This window comes from Thiocapsa sp. C2-2m, from assembly GCF_041903745.1.
In the GTDB taxonomy this organism is placed as follows: Bacteria; Pseudomonadota; Gammaproteobacteria; order Chromatiales; family Chromatiaceae; genus Thiocapsa; species Thiocapsa roseilacustris.
The window spans coordinates 1-23328 of record NZ_JBBWVD010000022.1 but is presented as its reverse complement, the minus strand read 5'-3'; the positions used below and the strand labels follow the sequence as shown (position 1 = coordinate 23328).

The window sequence follows — 23328 nt, the reverse complement described above, 5'->3', positions numbered from 1 at the left end:
CGCCGACGTGCGCTGCCGAGTCGGCGTTCCATTCGAGTCCGCGCGCCGCCTATCCGAACAATCGATTCCACCAGCGCCGCCGGTTCTTCGGCGGGGGGCGCGTGCTCGGCAGGTCAACCGGTGGAGTCAGACTCATGACCCAGCCGGGCAGGGGAGGGGCGTCGCTGAAGCCGCACACCACGCCCAGATTGTTCGGATCATAGATCTTGACGAAGGTCGGTGCCCGCGGATCGTCGGCATAGACGATGCCGCAATAGTCCTCGCGATGCTCGGCGCGCAGCAGCCGGTCGATCTCCGCGACGAAGGCCCTGACACCCGCCGCATCGGTCGCCGCCGTCGGCGGCGGCTCGCCGACCGCGTAGAGAAACCAACCCGCATCCGCGCGCGCGTCGATCCGGCCCCAGAGATCGTCGAGCTGATGCCAGCGTAATGCGGAGGTGAAGCTGCCGCGAAAGGCGCGCAGATAAGGGTCCTCTGTGGTGTCGGATTCGCTCATGCTCGTCTCGGTTCGTGATCGGCGCACCCATCGTTCCCGCGAGTGGGTGAACCCGGCCGTCAAGGTTCGAGATGGGCCTTGTGCCCGGCTCCGTAGCGCATACAACGGAACCTTGGGCGATTTCTGCAAACTTCCATACCCGTAGGTTGTGCTGACGATAGGAAGCACAACTTGCGCCTAGGGTAGGTTGTGCCTCGCACGGCTCGGCACAACCTACGCCCTTGGCATGAAGGTTTCCGGAATTCGCCTTAAGCGATTTCCGGGCCAGAAACGACCGGCGTGTAGGTGTGAATTTATTCGCACGCAGTGTCCATCAGGTCTTCCGGGCATGCGAGGTCGGGATGTTTATTTCCGGAAATTACCTTTCGATCCGGGATCAGAGCGTGCTCGGCGAGTCACACATCTCCGGCGCCGGATCGAGCGCCGCCCCGCCATGGCGCCGCATGGCCCGCAGGGCCACCCAGACGACCGCGACGAGGAAGAGCCCGATCAGCGCCCACCGGACGTCACCCGAGAGGATGGCGTCGCCGAGCAGAATCACCCCGAGGCCGATCAACGCCTGCACCGGGATTCCGAACAGCATGTAAGCGCGGAAGGGCGCGCCGCCGAGGGTCAGGAGATAATTCTGCATCATCCAGGGCAGCGGGGACGCCCGCACCATCAGGATGATCTTCCATTCATCGCCGGCCCGAAGGCAGGGGATGGTGTAGCCGCGGCGCGCCGCCAAGCCTTTCAGCGGGCGATGGAGACCCCGCGCGAGCAGATAGGAGAGGGCCATGTTTCCGGCCATGCAGATCCATGCCGCGAGCAGCGTCCAACCAAGGCCGTCGATCACGACCCCGATCGTCAGGTAGTAGGCGAAGATAGGAACGCCGAAGGCGGGAAGGACAACGAAGCTGATCAGATACACCCACGGCGGGATAAGCTCCACCCGAACGAGGAACAGCTCTGACCAGTCTGCGAGCTGTCCTTCCGGACCCGACGGGAGAGCCCACCAGAGAACAGCGAGCAGAAGCACGCCGAGTACCGCGACAACGAACCGACGCGCGCTCAAGGCACCTCGGCGGCCGATTTGGAACGGTACAGTGGTCAGTGTTGTATGCATCGGCAACAATTCCGGGAAACCAAAGGTGAGGGCTCGCGAGCTTAGCCGCTCGGTTCGGGCGTGCGCAGCATGACCGAGCGCACCGGGCGATGCACATGCTTGTTGTCCCGGGCGGCACCCATGAGGAAGACCCATGGGATCTCTGCATTTCCCGGGTCCATGCACATCCGGCTCGCCACCGCGAAGGATAGTCGAATCGGCGCCGTCTGCATGGTCCCGACGACCAACGGCTGGCGATTGATCCGGAGCGGTTGTGAGTCGCCCCGCGTGCCCGGGACTGCGCGCCGGCAAAGCCGATTTCGGCGTTCGGTCGTCCATCCGCCAAGCCGCGCGATACCGTGGCTTCGCCGTAGCTGAGCGGTGTCGACACGATGCAGGAAATTCTGAAGTCTTCTGGTGTGCACTGCTCGACTGTCAGTTGCGCCGAGCGCCGATTCAAAGTGCCCGGACGCCACTCCCACTGAAGTCGAGCACCGGATTGCTGCTTTCAAGACCTGATCACCATGTTGCCCCAATTGCCCCAGGCAGGGGTGAGCTGGCGAAGGGGATGCGCCAGCTCAACGGCGTCTTCACCCAGCGGGTCAATCGTCGTCATGGGCTGGTCGGACACCTGTTTCAGGGCTGCTTCAAGGGCATTCTCGTCGAGCGCGATGCCTATCTGCTCGAGCTGGCGCGTTACGTCGTGCTCAATCCGGTGCGCGCCGGCATGATGGCCGATGCCGGCGAATGGGCCTGGAGCAGCGACCCGGCCATGTTGGGCCGGGAGCCGGCACCGCCCTGGTTGGAGACCGACTGGGTGCTCGGGCAGTTCGGTCATGAACGTGCGGCGGCCCGTGCCGCCTATGCGGCCTTCGTCGCCGATGGGGTCGGGCGGTCGGGCGTGTGGGACGGAATGCGGTGCCAGGTCTTTCTCGGCACCGACGGCTTTGTAGAGCGTCACCGCGGTCTGGCAAAGGATCCGCAGCGGCTGCGGGAAGTCCCGCGTGCCTAGCGCCGGGCGCTCGCGAAACCCTTGTCGGCGTTCGGCGATGAATACGCGATGCGGCATGAGGCGATGGCGCGGGCCTTCTCGAGCGGCGCCTACACGATGCAGGAGATCGCCGAACATTTCGGCGTGCATTATTCGACCGTCAGTCGCGCCGTGCGCCGGTTCGAGCGCTCCGATGCCGGCAAGACCTCACCATTTCGCCCTCACTTCGGCCCTCACAGGTCGACCGTCGGTGTTCCTGACGGTCGGCAACCGCAGCAGCGTCGAGAGCGCAGGCGTCGGCTGGTTGAGCAACCCGGAGGACGCGGTATGAATCGGTGGTGTGGTCGGTGGTGGCTGGCTCTGTGTTGTGCGTTCGGGTTGGCGTTTGCCGCTACCGCCGGCGCCGGTCGGATTCTGGTGCCGGTGCATGGGTACCTCGGAGATTCTGCATCCTGGCAGCAGAGCGGAGTCTTGCCGGTGTTGGAGCAGGCTGGCTGGAAAGTCGCCGGCATCTGGCGGTCCACCCCGGCCGGGGTGCGGCTCGAGACGGTCGAGCCACCGGCGGGGGCGTTCGTCATCTAGACGGTCGACCTGCCCTCCACCGCCCGCTGATGGAGCAGGGCGTAGGTTGTGTCGAGCCGTGCGAGGCACAAACAACCGTCGGCGCAAGTTGTGCCTCCGATCGTCAGCACAACCTACGGGTATGGAATTTTGCGAAAATCGCCTAAAGTCTTCGCGCGTTATTCTCGCGGACCTATCGCCACTGATGCCCGGCAACCTGTTGTACTGGCTGAACGGCCGCAGGCCGCGCGTCAATACCTCCCGGTCAGCTTCATGACGAGCTTGTGGATGCCGTGAACGGACGGTCCGGGATTCAGATACATGACGGCACAGGTCCCGGTGCGCAGGTTGATGCCTTTCTCCGCGGCGAGTGCCGTCGCCTCCGGGGTCTCGTGGGCCATGTGGATCCAGACATGGCCGATCCCGGCATCCGCGGCCGCGGCAACCCATCCTGCGGTTTCCGCCTTCGGTACCTCGATGATCAGACCATCCACGGGTTGGGGTAAGGACGCGAGCGTGGGATACGCGGGATCACGGTCGACGAGCATGGTGCTGGGGTCGATCGGATAGACGGTCTTGCCCATCGCCTTCAGCCGCCGATAGCTGAGGAGCGGAAAGGGCTTGGCTGTAGTGTGTCCGACGACGCCGAAGCGGCCGAGGGTAAAGAAGTCTTCGTAGTTCGAGGCCATGAGGTCGAGATTCCGGTTCAATGGGTGACTGGGGCACGAGTGCCCGGGGTCGAGAGCGCCATGCGTTCGAGCTGGCGTGCGTTCTAAAGTGGCGGCATTTCCTGTAGGAGCTCACCGGCATCCCGGGAGCCGATGCGCTGAACGGTCGAGCGAGCGAAGGATCGCCGAGGGCGTCGCGCGAGGACTGCGATGTCGGAGGTTCGCGATCAAGTGGCCTGGCCGTGGCGGCGCATGATGGCCATAATGTTGTCCGCGGCGAAGTCCACCGCATCGCGGAAGGGGTACAGAATCACGGGCGCGCCGACCTGCCAGAGCTGTGCGCCCTGCGCATCGTCGCGGGCGACGACGGCGATCTCCCCCGAGAAACGACGCTCGGCCAGTGCATAGAGCAGGACGCGGTTTGAATCCAGGTCCGGCAGGGTGCTGATGGCCCAGCGCAGTCCATCCATGGGGAGACTATCCAGGAAGGCCGCGTCGTGGCCATCGCCGAAGCGGACGTTCAAGCCGGCGTCGGACAGTCGCCGCACGACGTCGGGATCACAATCCACACCGATTACCTGCAGGCCCTCGTCGCGCAGGCGTCGCGCCAAGCGCAGTCCGTAGCGGCCGAGACCGATCACCAGCACCTCCGGCTGTGCCTCGTCCGCAGTGGCATTTTCCCCGCCGAGCTCTCGGTATGGGTGGCGTCGCTCGAACAACCCGAGCAGAGGCGCGAGTGTGCGGTACAGCGGGTGCGAGTACAGTATCATATAGGTCGACAGCGTGATGGTGATCAGCCCGACCAAGGTCGTCAGCCCGAGCGCATCGACCCCGACATGGCCCAGGGTGATGCCCATCGCCACGAAGACGATCGAGAACTCGCTGATCTGGGCGACCGTCAGGCCCGCCAGAAATCCCGTCCGCTTGCGATAGCCCATCGCGCCCATGATGGCCATCACGATCAACGGATTGCCGATGAGCACGAACAGCGATAACCAGATCGCGGGCCAAACCTCGGCACCGAGGGTCGAGAGGTCCAGCTCGGAACCGAGATGAATAAAGAAGAACAATAGCAGAAAGTCGCGGATGCCCGTCAGGCGCGCGCTGATCACCTCGCGATAGGCGGTCGATGCCAATGAGAAACCGGCCAGGAAGGCCCCTGCTTCCTTGGAGAAACCAACCCACTCGCCGAGTGCCGCGAGCCCGGTGCCCCACGCGATGGCGAAGATCAGGAGCAGCTCCTGCGAGCGCGCGATGCGATGCAGGAGATCCGGGAGCACGTAGCGCATCAGCACGAACATCAGCACAGCCGCGGCCGTGATGCGCCCCACCAGCGAGATCGCGACAGCCCAAGCCGACGCGTCGCCGCCCGTACCGAGCGCGCTCATCGCCATCATCGCCAGCACCACGGCGATATCCTGCACGATCAGGAAACCGATCGCGATGCGACCGTGCAGCGCGTCGAGCTCGCCCTTGTCGGAGAGCAGCTTGACGATGATGATGGTGCTCGAGAAGGTCAGCGCGACCGCGACATAGAGTGCTTCGACCAGTCCTTTGCCCAAGGCCAGGATCATCAGAAAGCCGAAGACGATCGTGAAGGCTAGCTGGCCTAGTCCGGTAGCCAAGGCGACCGGGCCGATGTCGCGCACCCGGGTGAGGTCCAGCTTGAGCCCCACGACGAACAAGAGCACCGCCACGCCGACCTGCGCGAGCACCTCGATCTGGTCGTGGGATTGGACCAACGCGAATCCCGCCGGTCCGACCGCAATGCCGACGACGATGTAGGCAATCAGCAGGGGCTGTTTCAGTCGCACCGCGATCGCGCCTGCAACGGCCGCGATCACCAAGAGGACGGCAAGCTCCGCAAAGGCGTCGGTTATCGTAATCACGCCGCTCGATCTGCCGCACTCATCGATCACCCCCGTTTGATCCGTCGATGTGAAGGGCGTCGCGCCGGTCGAGCTTCGGATACCGTTCAACCACACCCGTCCGCGAGTTTACTTCAGAACGGGTGATCCTTTCAGCGCAGAACGCCGTATGGCGCGAAGGATTTCGACATCGGCGCCCCTTCCGATCCCATCCTCCTAGGCGGTCTGGACTCCAAGGTGATTTCCGGGAATAGGCATCCCGACCCACCGATCGTTCCTTCACCGGAAATTACGTTGTCACGAGTCGAGAAGTAAGGCGATTTCCGCAAAATTCCCTACCCGTAAGTTGTGCTGACGATAGGAGGCACAACTTGCGCCGACAGTTAGTTGTGCCTCGCACGGCTCGGCACAACCTACGCCCTTGGTATGCGGGTTTCCGGAATTCGCCTAAGTTGAACGACGGACGCGATCGTTGTGGTTGTCGTAATCGGAGAATCGATGCATTTCGCCCACGAGCAACTCGATGTCTACCACGGGTTTTGGTCCATGACGTCGCTTGGGCGCACGAAACCACCAAGCTTGGGCAGCGAAGCTACGAGGGGCGAGAGAATTCGGGGTTCTGAGATCGTCTCGACAACGACAACGACAACGGTGCTGAACGGATTAAGGGACTCGTTTGACTCATTCGTGCACCCTTCCTTGAAGAGGACGACGTCCCGGGAGCCGCTCGGCCGCGGCGCTGAAGTCAGGGGCGCCGCGTTCCGAGACCGGCGCCATGAACGGGCTAGGGTGCCGGGTTCATGGCCGCCGGCGAGGTCGTATCAGGTGGCGCTGCCGGATGCGCTGTCCTTGCCCTTGTCGGCGCCGCATTTGCCTTCGCCGCACTTGCCTTCGGTGCCTTTGTCGCCACCGCATTTGCCTTCCCCGCATTTGCCTTCCGCATCCTTGGTGCCGCCGCATTTGCCTTCGCCGCACTTGCCTTCGGTGTCGGCACCGGCGATCTGCATATAGCCGGTATCCAGCGGCTGAGCGGCGAACGGGTTGCCGGCGGCTTGGGCAAGGCCGAAGGTGCCAAGGCTGCCGACGATGGCGGCGCCGACCAAGGCAGCGGCGGGCGTGATGGTTTTCGTGTTCATGGTCTCGTCCTCGTGTTGATCGATGCGGGGGCTTCGTCCGGAATCGGACATCCGTCGCTAGTATCGCAGCATTTCGCTCGGCTTTGATACCTCGGAATCTCCGGGGGTTCAATCCGGGTGCGTCGACCGGAGTCCGGGCATTCGGCCCTACCCTCCGACAGGGATCCTGCTCATCGCAGTTTTCTTGCCCCGCGTCTGCGCTTTCGGGGCTCGGATACGCGTTCTCGCCGCTCGCGAAGCCGTCGACGCGGATCGCCTTCGTCGAAGACCGTCACCCCCGCGGGGCAAAGGGGGCAAAGAGGTCATGCCGCGCCGACTCCGTGATGGTCGAGACCGCCGGGTGCTTGATGTGGCGCTCGGCCGAGATGGCGTAGTAGCGCTCCTTGATCTCGTCGACCCTGGCGATCAGCGCGACCCCGTACTTGGCAAGAATGTCCTGCTCCACCGCGGTCGGTGTCGTGAAGATCCCGACCCCGGCCTCGCCGAAGGCCTTCATGAGTGCGCGGTCCTCGAACTCCGCGACGACGCGCGGCTTCACGTCGTGTCGGTCGAACCAATGCCCGAGTGCGCGATAGAGCGAGCTCGAGCCCGTCGGCATCAGCATCGGTGCGTTGTCGAGCGAGCGCGGAAAGTCGTTGCGATGGCGTGCTGCGAGCTCCGGGACCGCGAAGAAGCTAATCCCGGATTCGCCTAAGACATGGTTGTAGGCGCGGATGTTGAGTGCCGGATTCACCGGGCTGTCGGCGAGAACCAGATCGAGCTTGTGTACCGAGAGATCGGCCAAGAGGTCGGTCAGGGGTGCCTCGTGACAGACCAGGCGCACCGGCTCCGGGAGCGCCAGCGCGGGTGCCAGAACGCGATAGGCGAGCAGTTTGGGCACCACCATGGCGATTCCGACCCTGAAGGTGATGCCGGAGGCCGGCGGGCGGCCCGACACCACGTCCTGCAGCTCGCCCGTCAGCCTGAAGATCTCGTCGGCATAGGAGAACACCACCTGGCCGCTTTCGGTCAACGCGAGGTTGCGTCCGGATTTGCCGAACAGCTTCGTCCCGATCTGCTCCTCGAGCTCGCGCAGCTGCCCGCTGATCGTCTGGGGCGTGAGGTGCAGGACCTCCGAGGCGCGGGCAATGGACCCGTGCGTCGCCACGGCCCAGAAGTAGCGCAGGTGCTTCATGTTCAGGTTCGGCATCGGGGGCGGATCCGTGCGATTGGTGTGGAATGTGATGGATCCGGGCCGAGGTATCGCTGGTGGGCGGTCTCGGCGATGTCTATGGCGGATGAACCTGCGCAAGCTGTGACCGGATCGCTCGGGATCATAACCCGAAAGCCGTTTTTGCGGATCCGATCCGCGACCGCGTAAAGCGTTCAAGCGACCCGAGTCCGTCCCGTGCTGAGGGCGTTGCCTGTTCGCGGACCGACCCCCACACTATCTGGAGAACAAAAACGGCAGCAGCCGCTCGCTTGCGAATCATCGGGACGCGATGCTCTTCCGGCCTAAGCTCCCATCCAAACCACACTGTCGGCGGATCGTCCCGGAACAGCGCGCTCCGGGGTCCCGGCCGATTCCATCGAGGCACGCATGAGCAAGAAACGACAATTAGACTTCGCGGGGAATGAGATCGACGTCCGCTTCGACGGACGGCTCTGCATCCACGTCGGCGAATGCGGTTACTCAGAGGGAGACCTCTTCGTGGCCGACCGTCAACCCTGGTGCATGCCGGACCTGGTGTCGAAGGCGGAGGTCCGGGAGATCGTCGAGCGCTGTCCGAGCGGTGCCTTGACCTACACCGACAAGGCCGGTGCTCCCGAGTCCGCGCCTGCGGAGAACAGCCTGACCGTCGCCTGCAACGGCCCGCTCTATCTCACCGGCGACCTGGAGATCGAAGGCGCCGGAGACGATATGCCCGGCGTGCGTTTCCGCGCGGCGCTCTGTCGGTGCGGGGCGTCCAAGAACAAGCCGTTCTGCGACAACAGTCATGTCGAGGCCAGGTTCGAAGACTATGGCGCCGTGGGCAAGAAAGGGCCGGGGCTCACCGCGACGGGCGGCAAGCTCGGCGTGGAGATGCGGCCCGATGGTCCTTTGGTCCTGACCGGAAATCTGAGCATCCACGCCGGTAGCGGTCGGCTCGCCTGGCAGGGCGACAAGGCGTTTCTGTGTCGCTGCGGGGCCTCGAAGAACAAGCCGTTCTGCGACGGGACCCATAAGAAGGTAGGCTTCAAAGGATGACCCGAGTCCGCTGAACCGCGTCCAGAGCGACAGGGGTAGCGTGTCGATTTGCTTTATCGTATCGCGGCCAACGGCGGCGGTGAGACGCAGTTCAGGAGCGGAAATAAGAGAACCTCAACTGCCGTAGGTTGTGCTGACGATAGGAAGCACAACTCCCGCCGAGGGTTGGTTGTGCCTCGCGCGGCTCGGCACAACCTACGCCCCTCCGAAGGGGTCAGGTCGAGCGATAAGCTAACCTTACTGGAAAACAGCGCATAAGCCGCGGGACGCAGTTTAACGAGGGCCGATGTCGGTTCACATCCTGTTCGATTTCGACGGTACCCTTGTCGACAGTCTCGAGGCCGCCTTCACGGCCTTCCGGCAGGTCGGCCCGGAGTTCGGGTGCGCGCAACTGAGTCGGGAGTGACTTGAGCGACTCAGGGGGATGCACGCGCTCGAGGTGGTGCATGCCCTTGGTGTGCCCATGTACCGTCTGCCGCAACTGGCGACACGGATGCGCCGTGCCATGCGTGCCGATCTGATGGAGACGGCTCCGATCGAGGGTGTCGGCGAGGTGTTGGAGACGCTGCTGCAACGCGGGCATCGGTTGGGTATCCTGTCGTCGAACGCACGGGCGAGCGTGCACGAGTATGTCCGACGGCATCGGCTGCCCGGTCTCGATGCTGTGATCGGCGGAACCGGTCTTTTCGGCAAGGCCGGTGCGTTGCGCCGGCAGGCCCGGGTGCAGGGGATCGACCCCGGGCGTCTGGTCTATGTGGGCGACGAGCTGCGCGATCTCGATGCGGCGCGCGATGCGCGGGTCCGCTTCGCCGCGGTGGCGTGGGGCTATACGCCCTTGGAGAGTCTGGCCGCCGCGGGCCCCGACTTTCAGTGCCGTCATCCGCGCGATCTGCTCTCGATCGACGCCGTGACTGACCCCGGCAACCGGAGCGCAGGCAACATAAGAGACGCATGACGGCACCGGCCGATGGCGTCCGCTACGACACCACGATGGAGGAATCGACGACCTTGGATCAGATCACCGCCTCGCAACGCAATGCCGCAACGACGGTCGCGTCCAACACTGGTTTCACTGTTGCCGACACCTCGCCCGATTCACTCGCGACAGAATTTTCCGCACTGCGACAGCAGTTCGGCGAAACCATCCTCGGTCAGCAGGGCCTGATCGATCGGCTGCTCATCGCGCTGCTTGCCGACGGCCATCTGTTGGTCGAGGGAGCCCCGGGGCTGGCCAAGACCACGGCCGTGAAGGAGCTTGCCGCCGGGCTAGAGGGCGATTTCCATCGCATCCAGTTCACCCCGGATCTCCTGCCGGCGGACCTGACCGGGACCGAGGTCTATCGCCCCCAAGACGGGACCTTTCGGTTCGACCGCGGCCCCATCTTTCACAACCTGCTGCTCGCCGACGAGGTCAACCGCGCGCCGGCCAAGGTGCAGTCCGCCCTCCTGGAGGCGATGGGCGAGCGTCAGGTCACCGTCGGGCGCGAAACCTACCTGTTGCCGCGGCTCTTTCTGGTCATGGCGACCCAAAACCCGATCGAGCAGGAAGGCACCTATCCGCTGCCCGAGGCGCAGCTCGATCGCTTCCTGATGCATGTCCGGGTTGACTATCCGGATATCCAGACCGAGCGCGCCATCCTGCGGCTCAATCGCGAGGAGGCCCGGCGGGATCGTGCGGCGTCTCCGGGCGTTGTCCTGAGTCAGGCCAGCGTCTTTGCCGCCCGGCACGCCATTCTCGATCTCTACATGGCCCCCGAGGTCGAGGATTATCTGGTCCATCTGGTGATGGCGACCCGCAAGCCCGAGGCCTATTCCCAGGACCTGGCCGGGTGGCTGCGTTTCGGCGCGAGCCCGCGCGCGACAATCGCCTTGGACCGCTGCTCGCGCGCGCTGGCCTGGCTGAACGGGCGCAGCTTCGTCTCGCCCGAGGACATCCAGTCGCTCGCCCCCGATGTCCTGCGTCATCGCGTGCTCCTGTCCTACGAGATGGAGGCGGAAGGCCGCCGGCCGGACGACTTCATCGAGGCACTGCTCGCGCGCGTTCCGGCACCTTAGGCGGTGGTTGGAATGCGATCGATCCCCTCGAGCGGGAATGGCGCCAAGGATCCTCACGCGCGGACCGAGGGCGTCCTCCCCAAGCTGACCGAGCTGATCGCCCTGCGCGAGCAGGCGCGTCGGCTTGATCTCGCACCACGCGGCCGAGTCCTGGCGACACGCACCGGCGGCCATGTGGCGCGCTTTCGCGGGCGCGGGATGGAATTCGACGAATCGCGCGTCTATCAGCCCGGCGACGACCCGCGCAACATGGACTGGCGTGTCACGGCCCGGGCCGGCCGTCCGCACGTCAAACTCTTCCGAGAGGAGCGCGAGCGCCCGGTCTGGCTGCTGATCGACCAGGGACCGTCCATGCGCTTCGGCACCCGCATCGCCTTCAAGTCCGTCGTCGCCGCGCGTGCGGCCGCGCTGCTCGGCTGGGCCGCGGTGGATCGCGGCGATCGGGTCGGCGGTCTGGTCTTCGACGAGACCCGGCATCTGGAGCGCCGCCCGGCCTCGCGTGCCGCGGGACTCCTGCCGCTCCTCGACCGTCTGGCGAGTCCGGCGCCCGCCTTCTCCGCCGACGCCGAGTCCTGCGGCCCAGCCGGCGGCTACGCCTCGCTCGGGGACGCCGCGGGACACCTCGTTAGGCTGGTCCGCCCCGGCAGCTTGGTCGCCGTGATCAGCGATTTCGCCGACATACTGCGCGCGCAAACACGCTGGATGACCGAGCTGGCCGCCGGCTGCGAGGTCATCCTCCTGCCGGTCCACGACAGCATCGAGATCCAGGCGCCGCCGTCCGGACGCTATCCCGTGACCGACGGGCGCCGGCGCGGCCTACTCGATCTGACCCGCTCCGGAAGCCGCGAGGCGTACGAGGACCTGTTCCGCGTCCGAATGGACGCCCTCGAGCGGCTGGCGCGGCGCAACCGCGCCCATCTGCTGCGTCTGACCGCCGATGTCCCGGTCGGTCCCGCGCTGGCGCTCGGTCTCGGCGGGCGAGGGCGCTTGCCCGCCGCGGGGGGCTTCGCGTGAACGCCGATCCGTTGGCGCAACTGCGCGACTGGCATCTGCCGGATCCCATCCAATGGTGGCCGCCGGCCCCCGGTTGGTGGATCTCTGCCGCCGTGCTTCTGGCGGTTCTGCTTTGGGTGGCCGGCGTGCGCTGGCGCCGGCATCACCGAAGTGGTGCCGCCGCCCGATCGGCCCTGCGCGAGCTCGCCGCGCTGCGGGCGGCTGTCCGGGCCGACGGCGACACCCGCGCCTTCGTCGCTGCACTCTCGCGACTGCTTCGCCGGCTCGCCCTCGCACGCTTCCCGCGCGAGCAGGTTGCCGGACTTACCGGGGATGCCTGGCTCGCCTTCCTGGATGCGACCGGCGGCGGGGAGGACTTTCGTCGCGGACCGGGTCGGGCACTCGCCGACCTGGTATACGGCGCGACCCGCGCCGGCGATCCACCGCCGAATCCCGATGCGCTCGCTGATTTGGCTGAGATCTGGATCCGCGCCAACCGTCGGCACGCCCACACACGATCGTTGTCGTTGTCGTAACGACAACGACAGCAGATCTGCACGCGACAATGGACTTGTTCAACTAAATCGCGAACCGTTCCTAAGCTCTTCTGAAACGCGCCTTTCCGAGGCGGACATGTCGCGCGACATCGAGGCCATGCCATGACCATTCAAAGATCCGCCGAGCGCGTTTCAGCTCCCTGTAATGCCGGCGCGGGTTGGGCACGCTGCGCTTTGCCCAACCTACCTGTTCCTGCTGTTCTCGAATCGTTCCTAAAACCTTCTGAAACGCGCCGCTCCAAGGCCGAGATGTCGCTTCGACTTCAAGGACATGCGATGACCTTCCAAAGACCCGCCGAGCGCGTTTCAGCATGATCACGCTGGCTTGGCCCCTAGCCCTCCTCGCCCTCCCTCTCCCGCTCTTGGCGACCTGGCTCCCGCGCGCCCGCGACGAGCAGGGCGCGGCCCTGCTCTTCCCCCTGGAGCCGGACCTCGCATCGGAGGTCGCGCGCGGTACCCGAGGCTCCGGCTCGCTGAGTCCGCGCCTGATTCTCGCCTTGATCGCCTGGGTCTTGCTGGTGCTCGCCGCGGCGCGTCCCGAATGGGTCGGGGAGCCCGTCAGACTCCCGGTCTCGGGTCGCGATCTGATGATCGCGCTCGACATCTCCGGGAGCATGGAGGTGGCCGACTACGAGCTGAACAACCGCATGGTCTCGCGCATCGCACTCGTGAAGGCGGTCGCGGAGCGATTCATCGGGCGGCGCGAGCAGGACCGTCTCGGACTTATCCTCTTCGGCTCCAGGGGCTATCTGATGACGCCGCTCACATTCGATCGCACCACGGTCGGAACCATGCTCAGCGAGGCGGTCGTCGGACTGGCCGGGCGCGAGACCGCAGTCGGCGATGCCCTTGCCCTGGCGGTCAAGCATCTGCGCGACCAGCCGGAGGACAATCGCGTCGTCATCCTCATGACCGACGGCGCCAACAACGCCGGACACATCGAGCCGCTCGCGGCCGCGGAGCTGGCGGCTCAGGCGGGCGTGCGCGTCTACACCATCGGGATCGGCGGCGGAATCGGCGGCGGGATGGCGCAGTCGCGCTCGCCCTTCGGCGGCGTTCCGTCGCGCGCGGGCAGCGATTTCGATCCGGCGACCCTCCAGCGCATCGCCGAGATGACCGGCGGTCGCTTCTTCTCGGCCCATGCCCGCGAGCAGCTCGAAGAGATCTACGCCGAGCTCGATCGACTCGAGCCGAGCGAGCGCGACGAGCGCTCGCTCACGCCGCGGCGCTCGCTCTACATGTGGCCGGCGGCCGGTGCGCTGCTCCTGAGCCTAGGCTTGGCGGCCGCGCCGCTACTCTCCGCGGGGGCACGCCGTCGTGTGGCCTGAGCTGCAGCTTCTGCGTCCGGTCTGGCTGCTGGCCCTGATCCCGGCGGTGATCCTCCTCGTGCTGCTGTGGCGACGGCCTGCCGGAGCGCTGGTGTGGCGTCGCTTGGTCGATGCCCATCTGCTGCCGCATCTCCTGGTGGGCGCCGACCATGCACCGCGGCGTCTGCCGCTGTGGCTCTTGGGTTTCGGTTGGCTCCTGGCGACGCTGGCGCTGGCCGGACCGGCCTGGGAGCGTGTCGCCCAGCCCGTCTACGGGACCAGTGCGGCGCGGGTGATCCTGCTCGATCTCTCACCGAGCATGAACGCGGCCGACCTGCGGCCATCCCGTTTGACACGTGCCCGATTCGAGGTCATGGATCTGCTCAAGGCATCGGAGGAAGGCCAGGTCGCGCTGCTCGCCTTCGGTCCGGAGCCCTTCGTGGTCTCGCCGCTGACGCAGGATGCCGCGACCATCTCGGTCCAGGTGCCGCAACTCACGACCGACCTCATCCCGGTGCCCGGTGCGCGCGATACCGCACGGGCCTTGAGTGCGGCCGGCGAGCTTCTGGGCCGTGCCTCCGCCCACCGCGGCGATATCGTCCTGGTGACCGACGGGGTCGGCGACATGGCCGCGGCCCGGCTCGCCGTGCAGACGTTGGCGACCGGCGGACATCGCGTCTCGGTGCTTGCGGTCGGCACCTCCGAGGGAGCGCCCGTGCCCCTGGCCTCGGACGGGACGCGCGGTTTCGAGCCCCACCGCGACGGCGGGGTCCGCATCGCGCGCCTGCCCGAGTCCGAGCTGCGCGAGCTGGCCCGGCTCGGCAACGGCCGTTATGTCGAGTCAGACGCCGGCGACGCGGACACCCGCGCACTCATGGCCCTCGGCTCGATGGATGCGGAGATGACCGAGGAGCCGTCGCTCCTATCCGATCAATGGCGCGAGGAAGGCCCCTGGTTGTTGCTCGCGATCTTGCCCTTCGCCGCCTTGGCCTTCCGGCGCGGTTGGCTGTTGTCCATCTTCGCCTGCATCATGATCCTGCCGCCGTCCCCCGGATGGGCCTTAGATTGGTCCGACTTCTGGTTCCGGGCCGATCAGCAGGCCGCCAGACAATTCGACGCCGGCGCGAACGCCGAGGCGGCCGAGCTGTTTCGGGATCCGGCGTGGCGGGCCGCCGCCAGCTATCGGGCCGGCGATTACGAGCGTGCACTCGCGGCCTTGTCCGACGTGCCGGATCCGGATGTGGACTACAACCGCGGCAATGCACTGGCACGCCTCGGACGGCTCGACGAGGCCATCGCCGCCTACGCGCGCGTGTTGGAGCGCGATGCAGAGCATGCGGATGCGCGTCACAACCTGGAGCTGCTCGAGGCGCTGCGGGACCAGCCGCCGGAATCGTCCGAGGGCGGCGAATCGGGCGAGGGTGGCGAGGGCGCCGACGGCGACCCCGCGGACGGGTCGCAAGGCCCCTCGGGAAACGAGCCCTCGGGCGGCGGGGGAGATCCGTCCGACGCGCCGGGCAGCGGCGACGCGCAAGCCGACCCGACCGAGAGCCCCGAGGACTCGGGCGAACAGGTGGGCGAAGGCAAAGAAGGCGCCGAGCCGACATCCGAACCCTCATCCGATACGGCCGAGCACGACGGCTCGGATGCCGAAGCCGAGCCAGGCGCCGACGCGTCATCCGATCAGGCATCGCCGAACCGCTCCGAGACCGGACCCGCATCGAGCGGAAAGTCCGGGCCGACCGGTGACTCCGACGACATCGGTCCGGAGGACATCGTCGAGACCGAGGATGTTTCGCTGCCGGAGGATGAGCCCGGCGGAGCGGCGCATCACGCGGACGGGGCATCCGATCCGGCTAACGACGAGCCCGCGCCATCGGACAGCGTCCCGTCGGACGTGTTGAGCCCAGATGTGAGCCCGGCTGCTCTGGAACGCGAGCAGGCGATGGAGGCGCAGTTGCGCCGAGTCCCGGACGACCCGGGCGGTTTGCTGCGACAGCGGTTTCTCCTTCAACATCTGCGTCGCGAGGGGCGCTTGCCCTGAGCCGCGTCATCCGCGACAACGACACCTCGGCACGCACGCATGCGTCGACCTTGATCCAGGATGTATGAATTGAATCGTCTCGACCGGACCTCTTCTCGACGAGCGCACGACGCGATGGGCACGCGGCATCGGCGCCCGCTGCTTGCCGTCCTGCTCACGATGCTCTATGCCGTCACGCTGTTGGCGGCTCCGGTGTTGACCGGCCTAACGGTCGTTGCGCCGGTGCTCGCCCAAGGAACAGTCTCCGACGGGTTTCGCGCCGAGATCGATCGCGACCGCATCGCCGCGAACGAGACCCTGGTCCTGCAGCTTCTCGGCGACGGTCGACTCTCCGGAGAGCCCGAGGTCCAGGTTCTGGAGACGGATTTCGACATCCTGAGTCGCAGCCAGAGCGAGCGCATGAGCGTTCTGAACGGCGCCGTGTCGCACACGCGCGATTGGCGCATCGAGCTTGCCCCCAAGCGATCGGGTCGATTGGAGATCCCAGCGCTGGCGTGGGGCGATGCGCGTAGCGAGCCGCTCACGGTCGAGGTCGTCGAGGACGCCTCGTCCGCTGACCCCTCTGCCGGCCCGAAGCCGATCTTCGTGCGGACCGAGACAGACACCTCCACGCCCTACGTGCAGCAGGCGTTTCACTATCGGGTTCAAGTGCTCTACCGCGAGCGCGAGGCACCTCAGCGGGCGGTCCTCTCCGAGCCGCAGGCGGAGGGTGCGACCCTCGAGCGCGACGGCGAGGATCGCACCTCGGTCGAGGTCATCGACGGCCAGCGTTATCAAGTGATCGAGCGACGCTTCCTCGTCGTGCCGCTGCAGAGCGGGCCCCTCGTCATTCGCGGTCCCCGACTGGAGGCGATCATGCCGGCGCCGCGGCCGGCCGGACGCCGTCCGGTCGACGATTTCGATGCGCTGTTCGGCGCCGGACCCTTCGCGGGGCTGTCGGGGATGACGACCAGCGGACGACGGGTCGTCGAACGGGCGCCCGATCTCGAGATCCAGGTCCGTGCGCAGCCGCCCGGTTCGAGCTCGCCCTGGTTGCCTGCGGAGTCCGTCGAGATCTCGGACGAGTGGATCCCCGGGTCGCCGCGATTCCAGGTCGGCGAGCCGGTGACCCGTGTTCTGACGGTCATCGCGCGCGGCGCCACCGCGGCCCAGCTGCCGCCGCTCGTGGTCGATCCGCCGGACGGCGCGCAGATCTACCCCGGTCAGACCAGCGCGGAGGATCTACCCGGCGTCGGTGCGCCGGTCGGAATCAGGAGCTTCGAGGTGGCCTTCGTGCCGACCCGCCCTGGGCCTGTGACCCTTCCCGAGGTACGTGTCCCCTGGTGGGATACGCGCGAGGATCGCGAGCGGGTCGCGATCGTGCCCGCGCGGACCCTGGAGGTGGCCGCAGCTTCCGCCGGGACCCCGGGCGGCGGGTCGACCGGGGCGTTCGCGGGCGCGGGCAAGTCGGCGTCGGAGGACACGGCCGCCGTGCCGGATCCCGTCGACGCGGACGCCGAGCCTCGACATTCCGGCACACTGGCGTCCAAGGCAGAGGACTGGGTGCGTCGGGCGATCGCCGGTCCGATCGGCCTCGGGGTGTCCGCGCTCGGCCTCATTGGCCTCGGTTGGCTCGCAGCCCTTGTCTGGCTCAAACGCGGATCGCGCCGTCGCGAGACCCCCGATCGAGTCGAGCCCCGCGCTTCGCCGCAGGCGCTGCGTGAGGCGCGCCGCCGCGTCGAGCAAGCCTGCCTGACCAACGACGCCCGCGGTGCGCGCACGGCCTTGCTCGATTGGGGTCGGGTCCGTTGGGCCGGGCAGGCTCCGGCGGGGCTCGGCGCCTTGGCCCGGCGGCTGGACGATGCCGCGGCGGCCGAGATCCTGGCGCAGCTCGACCGAGCACTCTATGCGGGCACCTTGGGCGCGGGCATTGGCGTCGGCTCAGGGGGCGAGGCGACATGGGATGGTGTCGGCACCTGGCAGGTCCTCGCGCCTTGCCTATCCCGCAACGAGGGTGAAGCCGCATCCAATCCCTCGGCGGCCCTGCCGGAGCTGTATCCGCGCCGGATCTAATCCGCCTCGACTCTTCATCACACACGTAAAATGGGTAGAGCGCAGCGAAACCTATCCTCCCCGCTCCGACTCCCCGGCTCCTGCACCGGTAGAGCACAGACCAGGTCGGTTGGGCAAAGCGCAGCGTGCCCAACGGCTCCCCGTGATGCTCCTCCGGTCGCCCACCGGTTGGCGCGAAGGAGATTCCATCTGCCGAGCGGGCGCGCCTTGACCGAGGCCATGTAGGAGCGCGTGGCGACGGTCATGTGGTCGCTACTGGGGTGACGGCACGGGCCGGGAGCTTCGTCCGCCTGGATCACTCCGAGAATCCAGTCGACGCCCCCAGCCCGACCGGGCATCGTGGATCCCTGCCGTGACACGGTCACCCTCAAAACTCACCCTCGCGCACCGCACCCGCTGGCCCGAGCGGCTTGACCTTCGGCGTCCCGATCGGCCCGTTGTCCGCAATAACCCCGGCCCCCTTCTTGATCGACATCGCTGCCACACTGTCCAGGCCAGCCAGCTTCGCTGCGCCCTCCAAGGCTTCGCGCTCGGTATCGCAATACTCGAACCACGGTAAGCCGGCTCGCGTGTAATCCGCGCCTGATACACCGGCAGAAAGACGCCGCCATGGCGGATCCAGTCCGCGGGAACCGCGTCCTTGAAGTCATCCACGTGCTGCAGCGGAAACGGCCCCAAGCCCGGCGGCAGCGGGTAGTCGCGGTTGTCGTCGGGGATCCGCAGGGTGCGCTGGAAATCGATCCGGCAACCCGCCTCGGGATGGACCTGCGGAAAGCTGAAGTCGAGTCTGTCGTTCTTGATCTCGATCATGTGTGTGCTCCCTTGATTGATCTACCACTCACCGTCTCTGACTTCCCGCACCACCCGCAGGATCGCATCGTCCGGACACTCGCGCAGCTGGCGTAGAACCTCCGCGAACAGCCGAGGGCGCGCCCGGATGATGGCTTGCAGATCCGACGAGACCTTTCCCGCCATCGCCAGCAGAACATCCACGTCCTCGTCGAAGTCCACGGCGAGCTTGCGAATCGTCGCCTCGGACGGTGGCGCCACCTCGCCGCGTTCGACCTTGCTCAGGTACGCCGGCTCCACGCCGATGCGCTGGGCGACCTGCCGCAGCGAGTACGCCTTGTCGGCGACGCGCCGGGCTTCGCGCTGCTCGCGGATGTAGATTCCGAATGTCATGTATTATATATGGTACATGCTAGGTGATCCGGCAAGAAGTTGGCGCGGCTCAAAGCCGTCCGGCGCACTTCTTGGGCGTACCCGACGTCACGACCATTGCAACGAACAACGGGGCCAGTGGCCCCGTCGTGATGCAATCGCGACAGACGCCGGGCGATCAGGAACCGGGTAACGCCCAAGCCTGATGGCAGATCCACCCCGAATCCGGAGTGCGCTTGTAGTAACGAACCTGCCAGGGGGGCCACCTCGCTCCCGCATGCGTCGCTTGCAACCCGAGTGCAACCTGCGCGGCGTGCCGCCCGCGCGGACCGCCCCGCGGAACCTGCCTTCATGCCCGCCCCTTGCGCGACAAGCGCTTGGCGCTGCAACATGATCCGACGTGGGAGCGGCTCGTGGTGAGCAGCCACATGCATCTGCGCGGACAGCCGTTCTTCTTCGCACCGCGGCGGGTCTGCGTCTCGGCCACCGCCGTTCACGGCGGAGGACTCTTCGCGGTCCTGCTCCCGGAGCGGCGCGGCTGGTGGACCGACGGGGGTCCGGTGATCGAGGTCGCGTGACCGAGCGCGCCGGCACGGGGCCGGGCTTCGCCGGATCAGCACAACGGCGTTGGGGCCGAGACGACCGGGAGCTTGCGCCGCTCACTCGGCGGGTACCGGCGCGTCGTCCGGTGCCGGGCGCAGGGCCGTGACCTGAGCGGCGCTCAGCGCCGGCGCCCGACTGCCGTTGGCAATCGCCAGATGGTTGGCCAGCGCCACGACCTCGGCGTCGCCGAGCAGATGGGCGAGGGGATACATGTTCCCGGCACCCCGCAGCATCTTGTTGGCAACGAGGATCGGACCACCGGCCGCGATGCGCGGATTGTCGTACAAGGGTGGATACAGCACCATGTCGAGCGGCGCCCCGCGTTGCCCGTGGCAGGCCGCGCAAAGCGCGTCATGCAGACGCTCCGGCTCATCGCCCATCAGCGCACCGCTCCACAGCAGGGCGACGAACGCGCCTATGGACGATCGGTGTCGGATCCTCATGCGGGTGACTCCCAACGCTGTTGCAGCAGGGCCACGCCGGCGTGCGCGGACTGGACCGCACCCTCGATCCAGGCCGGCAGCGCACTGACGTGCTCACCCGCGAAGACCAGACCACATCGGGCGGGAACGGCGCGGACCACTCGCCCGGCTGACCCACCGCCCCCGGCGGAACCCGATAGCCGCGTGCCGAACCGCCGTGATAGCGCCCGTCCTCGGCGAGGAGGCCAAAACGTCGCGCCTACCGCGCGAGCACTTCATCCTCCGGCGCGGGCGCCGCGGTGTCCCCCAACAATTCGACCAACCGCTGCATGGCATAGTTGGCTGCAGCGGCCGCACGCCCCCCATCGGCCCGACGTCAATCAGCGTCATCCAGATGACCGCGCCGCTTCATCAACTCCAGGATGCGCTCGGTCAGAATCAACTCCATCGCATACATCATCTTGCCGCCGGGGATCACCAGGGTGTTGAAGCCGGTGATCATTGAGCCGTCGATGAGCCCCTTGAGTTTGATCTTGTAGTCGACGCTCGGCTTGGGCTTCAGGAAATGGATCAGCACCAGGCTCTCCTCGGCGGTCGGAATGTGCGACACGCAAAACGGGTTTGAGGTATCCGTCACCGGTATGCGCTGAAAATTGATGTGTGTCTTGGAGAACTGCGGCAGGATGTAGTGCATGTAGTCGTACATGCGCCGATAGATCACGTCCTTGACGTCGTCGGGCTTGTAGCCGCGCTCGCGGGTATCTCGATGAATCTTCTGCACCCACTCCAGGTTGATGGTGGGACACACGCCGATCAGCAAGTCCGCCTCCGCCGCCAGGTCGATGTCACCGTCCACGACTCCACCGTGCAGCCCCTCGTAGAACAGCAGGTCGGTATCCGGCGGGATCGGATCCCATTCCGTGAAGGTGCCCGGTTCGCACTCGTGGCGCGCTGCCTCCTCCTCGTTGTGCACGTAGAACCGGCGCATCCCTGTGCCGGTTTGGCCGTAGCTCCGAAACAGCTCCAGCTGCTTGTCGAACAGATTCCCCTCGGGGCCGAAGTGACTCAGGTTGCTGCCGCTCTCCTTGGCGCGAGCCAGCTCCTCCTTCATGGTTGCGCGATCGTAGCGGTGGAAGCTATCGCCCTCAATGAAGGCCGCCCTCGCACCGACGCGTTTGAAGATGTGCTCCAGCGCATTCTTGACCGTGCTGGTTCCGGCCCCGGAGGAGCCGGTCACCGCAATGATGGGATGTTTCCTCGACATCGTGTCCTCCAAACCTCGAATCGATCTGTGCCCTCGCTCTACTAATACACATTATTGTCTTGGTCAATGTTTTTGAATGTGGTCGGTTCGGCTTGATGGCGCTGCGTTCTCGCGGCGGTGGGTGCATTCACGACGCGCGAAGAAGGCGTCCCGCATCGCCAGCTGTCCCTCCGGGCAGGCCGAGCAGCAGCCAGCCGAATCCGTCGGGTGTGGGATCAACGACCGGAGCAGATCACGAACTTGGAGAGCTCGCGGCACGCGACCCGACCGCCAGCCTTCGGTGATGGCGATGGATGGCGGATTCGATGCCTCGATCAAGCCTCCGCTGGCCCGCGGTCTGACGCGCATCGCCCTGGGCGAGGCGGTACGGCGCTCGGCGCCGACCGTCAGCAAGTGGGAGAGCGGGCAGCGTCGGCGCCGACATCGAATCAGGGATGCGCCGGCCCCAAGCAGATCGCTCGGAAGCAGGCGAGGCCGATTCGTTGTCGATCGCGATGACCGTGGTACGTCCCCGGTTTGATGAACACTCAACGTGTCGAATCGGGGCGCTTGAGGACGGATGGTCCGCGCAGCAGACGGCCTTGGACATCCTTTCGTTCAAGCCTCGTGGGGTTCCCGATCGGGCGCGAGATTCCGGCCGCACGCCGGGTACGCCGACTTCAGTCGGCGCGTGTGACGAGCGGTCCGGGCGTGACGGATCGGCCCGCTCGCCCGGGCTCCGTGCCGACTGAAGTCGGCGGACCCGGAGATCGTGCTGTTTCCGGGGACGTCGCGTTGAAATCGGCCCTGCTGGCGGTCTGCGCGGCTGAAGAGGACGACTGCAACCCATCAGGGAAGGTGGCCGTACTCACCCGGCCGGTGGTCCGGGCACGTGCCGCTCGAGGTTAAAGCGCCCGTCAAGCGCGCGGCGCAGATACAGCGTCGGATGCGGCGGCATCCAGTCCAGACGCAGCCGCGCCGGCTGAAACGCCCCGGAGCGCCAATCGCGGATCCCGCCCGGTGTCCTCCCGCGCCACGTACACCAAGTCGCCGTAGACCGCCTCCACCGCCGGATCCGCGAAGGCCACGGCCACCCGCGCGAGCACCTCCCCGTCGGCATAGACATCGTCGGCATGCAGCAGACCCGCCACCTCCCCGGTCGCCCGCGCGAGGCCCTTGTTCAGCGCATCCTAGATCCCCCCGTCCGGCTCGCTCACGAGCACCGCAAGCCGCTCGCGATGGGCCTGCAGGACCTCCAGCGTCCCGTCCCGGCTCCCGCCGTCGATCAGGATGCGCTCAAGGTCCGGATAGGATTGCCCGGCGACCGAGGCCAAGCAATCGCCGACCGTCTCGACGCCGTTCCAGGTGGCCGTGATGACCGAAATCTTCATCAGCGTAGACCAAACACCGAAGCCCAAAACGAAAAAACCGAGCCGAAGCTCGGTTTCAGTCAACGCACGCCCCGCGCCGGCGAGAGCGCCGGCAACCGGGTCAGACGCGCTCACTCCCAAACGCAGAGACTGCCGACGCGCTCCCGCGCTCCGAGATCGTGCAAGTATTCCCCGACGGTGTCGACCGAGGCGCCGATCTCCCCAACGCGCTCCCACGCTCCGCATGGAGCGCGCCGGATGTCGACCGAGGTTGTCGTCAGCCTTTTCGATCCAGTGACCTGAGAAAGAGGTCGCCGGATCGGGTGCCGTCGCCGATCGCGATCACCGTGGTAGGTCCCCGGTTTCCCCCCAATGCCATTAAGTTAAGCCCTAGCGGCAGCGCTTGTAGTTGGGATGGAAGCGTTTTGGCTTCGTGGACTTGATGTTGCGCGGGAACGACCGATCGGGCCGGATCGCCTCCACCTCCAGT

Annotated in this window: 21 protein-coding genes and 2 pseudogenes; 12 read left to right on the top strand and 11 right to left on the bottom strand. The window is 66.5% G+C overall.

Annotated elements, in window-relative coordinates:
- Window positions 1-49: 49 nt before the first annotated feature.
- Together AADX97_RS17170 and AADX97_RS17165 are read right to left on the bottom strand one after the other, a co-directional pair.
- The gene (locus AADX97_RS17170; protein WP_374235968.1) at window positions 50-496 is read right to left on the bottom strand and encodes a hypothetical protein; all 447 of its coding nucleotides are present in this window, start codon (window positions 494-496) and stop codon (window positions 50-52) included.
- Between the two features lie 376 nt (window positions 497-872).
- Entirely contained in the window at window positions 873-1601 is a 729-nt protein-coding gene (locus tag AADX97_RS17165) for a hypothetical protein (protein ID WP_374235969.1), read from the bottom strand.
- Window positions 1602-2148: 547 nt separating this feature from the next.
- Here AADX97_RS17165 and AADX97_RS17160 point away from each other — a divergent pair.
- Both AADX97_RS17160 and AADX97_RS17155 read left to right on the top strand, forming a co-directional pair.
- On the top strand, window positions 2149-2592 hold the full coding sequence (locus tag AADX97_RS17160) for a transposase (RefSeq protein WP_374235970.1): 444 nt from the start codon (window positions 2149-2151) through the stop codon (window positions 2590-2592).
- Between the two features lie 21 nt (window positions 2593-2613).
- Window positions 2614-3153, top strand: coding sequence for a helix-turn-helix domain-containing protein (locus AADX97_RS17155; protein WP_374235971.1), 540 nt, complete (start codon window positions 2614-2616; stop codon window positions 3151-3153).
- 230 nt (window positions 3154-3383) lie between these two features.
- Here AADX97_RS17155 and AADX97_RS17150 read toward each other — a convergent pair whose 3' ends face one another.
- From AADX97_RS17150 to nhaR, 4 genes are all read right to left on the bottom strand, one after another.
- Window positions 3384-3821 (bottom strand): CoA-binding protein, encoded by a 438-nt coding sequence (locus AADX97_RS17150; RefSeq protein ID WP_374235972.1) that lies wholly within the window; start codon window positions 3819-3821, stop codon window positions 3384-3386.
- A 206-nt stretch (window positions 3822-4027) separates the two neighbouring features.
- The gene (locus AADX97_RS17145) at window positions 4028-5689 is read right to left on the bottom strand and encodes a cation:proton antiporter (RefSeq protein ID WP_374235973.1); all 1662 of its coding nucleotides are present in this window, start codon (window positions 5687-5689) and stop codon (window positions 4028-4030) included.
- Between the two features lie 800 nt (window positions 5690-6489).
- Window positions 6490-6855 carry a low-complexity protein gene (locus AADX97_RS17140; protein WP_374235974.1) on the bottom strand — a complete coding sequence of 122 codons (366 nt, stop codon included), beginning with the start codon at window positions 6853-6855 and terminating at the stop codon, window positions 6490-6492.
- Window positions 6856-7075: 220 nt separating this feature from the next.
- A complete protein-coding gene (gene nhaR / locus AADX97_RS17135) occupies window positions 7076-7993 on the bottom strand; it encodes a transcriptional activator NhaR (protein ID WP_374235975.1) in 918 nt (305 codons plus the stop codon).
- 390 nt (window positions 7994-8383) lie between these two features.
- Here nhaR and AADX97_RS17130 point away from each other — a divergent pair, with 390 nt between their 5' ends.
- The 9 genes and pseudogenes from AADX97_RS17130 (at window position 8384) to AADX97_RS17090 (ending at window position 18039) form a co-directional block, all read left to right on the top strand.
- Window positions 8384-9031 carry a CDGSH iron-sulfur domain-containing protein gene (locus tag AADX97_RS17130; protein WP_374235976.1) on the top strand — a complete coding sequence of 216 codons (648 nt, stop codon included), beginning with the start codon at window positions 8384-8386 and terminating at the stop codon, window positions 9029-9031.
- Between the two features lie 286 nt (window positions 9032-9317).
- Window positions 9318-9986 (top strand): annotated as a pseudogene (locus AADX97_RS17125) (HAD hydrolase-like protein).
- On the top strand, window positions 9983-11086 hold the full coding sequence (locus AADX97_RS17120) for an AAA family ATPase (protein ID WP_374235977.1): 1104 nt from the start codon (window positions 9983-9985) through the stop codon (window positions 11084-11086). The pseudogene AADX97_RS17125 and the gene AADX97_RS17120 overlap by 4 nt, the downstream one beginning before the upstream one ends.
- 12 nt (window positions 11087-11098) lie before the next feature.
- Window positions 11099-12100: a DUF58 domain-containing protein gene (locus tag AADX97_RS17115; protein ID WP_374235978.1), complete on the top strand. Its 1002-nt coding sequence runs from the start codon at window positions 11099-11101 to the stop codon at window positions 12098-12100.
- Complete coding sequence (locus AADX97_RS17110) at window positions 12097-12615, top strand: DUF4381 domain-containing protein (protein ID WP_374235979.1); 519 nt, start codon at window positions 12097-12099, stop codon at window positions 12613-12615. The genes AADX97_RS17115 and AADX97_RS17110 overlap by 4 nt, the downstream gene beginning before the upstream one ends.
- Window positions 12616-12738: 123 nt before the next feature.
- Complete coding sequence (locus tag AADX97_RS17105; RefSeq protein ID WP_374238965.1) at window positions 12739-12951, top strand: hypothetical protein; 213 nt, start codon at window positions 12739-12741, stop codon at window positions 12949-12951.
- Window positions 12948-13964, top strand: a complete 1017-nt coding sequence (locus AADX97_RS17100) for a VWA domain-containing protein (RefSeq protein WP_374235980.1) — start codon at window positions 12948-12950, stop codon at window positions 13962-13964. Before AADX97_RS17105 ends, AADX97_RS17100 begins: the two co-directional genes overlap by 4 nt.
- A complete protein-coding gene (locus tag AADX97_RS17095; protein WP_374235981.1) occupies window positions 13954-15987 on the top strand; it encodes a VWA domain-containing protein in 2034 nt (677 codons plus the stop codon). The genes AADX97_RS17100 and AADX97_RS17095 overlap by 11 nt, the downstream gene beginning before the upstream one ends.
- Window positions 15988-16101: 114 nt before the next feature.
- On the top strand, window positions 16102-18039 hold the full coding sequence (locus tag AADX97_RS17090; RefSeq protein ID WP_374235982.1) for a BatD family protein: 1938 nt from the start codon (window positions 16102-16104) through the stop codon (window positions 18037-18039).
- Window positions 18040-18870: 831 nt separating this feature from the next.
- Here the strand turns inward: AADX97_RS17090 and AADX97_RS17085 are convergent.
- Complete coding sequence (locus tag AADX97_RS17085; RefSeq protein ID WP_374235983.1) at window positions 18871-19221, bottom strand: helix-turn-helix domain-containing protein; 351 nt, start codon at window positions 19219-19221, stop codon at window positions 18871-18873.
- 356 nt (window positions 19222-19577) lie between these two features.
- Here AADX97_RS17085 and AADX97_RS17080 point away from each other — a divergent pair, with 356 nt between their 5' ends.
- The gene (locus tag AADX97_RS17080; RefSeq protein WP_374235984.1) at window positions 19578-19778 is read left to right on the top strand and encodes a hypothetical protein; all 201 of its coding nucleotides are present in this window, start codon (window positions 19578-19580) and stop codon (window positions 19776-19778) included.
- Between the two features lie 81 nt (window positions 19779-19859).
- On the opposite strand, the gene AADX97_RS17075 is transcribed toward AADX97_RS17080, so the two are convergent.
- The 4 genes and pseudogenes from AADX97_RS17075 to AADX97_RS17060 form a co-directional block, all read right to left on the bottom strand.
- Entirely contained in the window at window positions 19860-20246 is a 387-nt protein-coding gene (locus AADX97_RS17075) for a cytochrome c (RefSeq protein WP_374235985.1), read from the bottom strand.
- Window positions 20243-20386 (bottom strand): hypothetical protein, encoded by a 144-nt coding sequence (locus tag AADX97_RS17070; RefSeq protein WP_374235986.1) that lies wholly within the window; start codon window positions 20384-20386, stop codon window positions 20243-20245. The genes AADX97_RS17075 and AADX97_RS17070 overlap by 4 nt, the downstream gene beginning before the upstream one ends.
- 215 nt (window positions 20387-20601) lie before the next feature.
- A complete protein-coding gene (locus tag AADX97_RS17065; protein ID WP_374235987.1) occupies window positions 20602-21489 on the bottom strand; it encodes a phosphoribulokinase in 888 nt (295 codons plus the stop codon).
- A gap of 896 nt (window positions 21490-22385) precedes the next feature.
- A pseudogene (locus tag AADX97_RS17060) lies at window positions 22386-22859 on the bottom strand (glycosyltransferase).
- Between the last annotated feature and the right edge of the window lie 469 nt (window positions 22860-23328).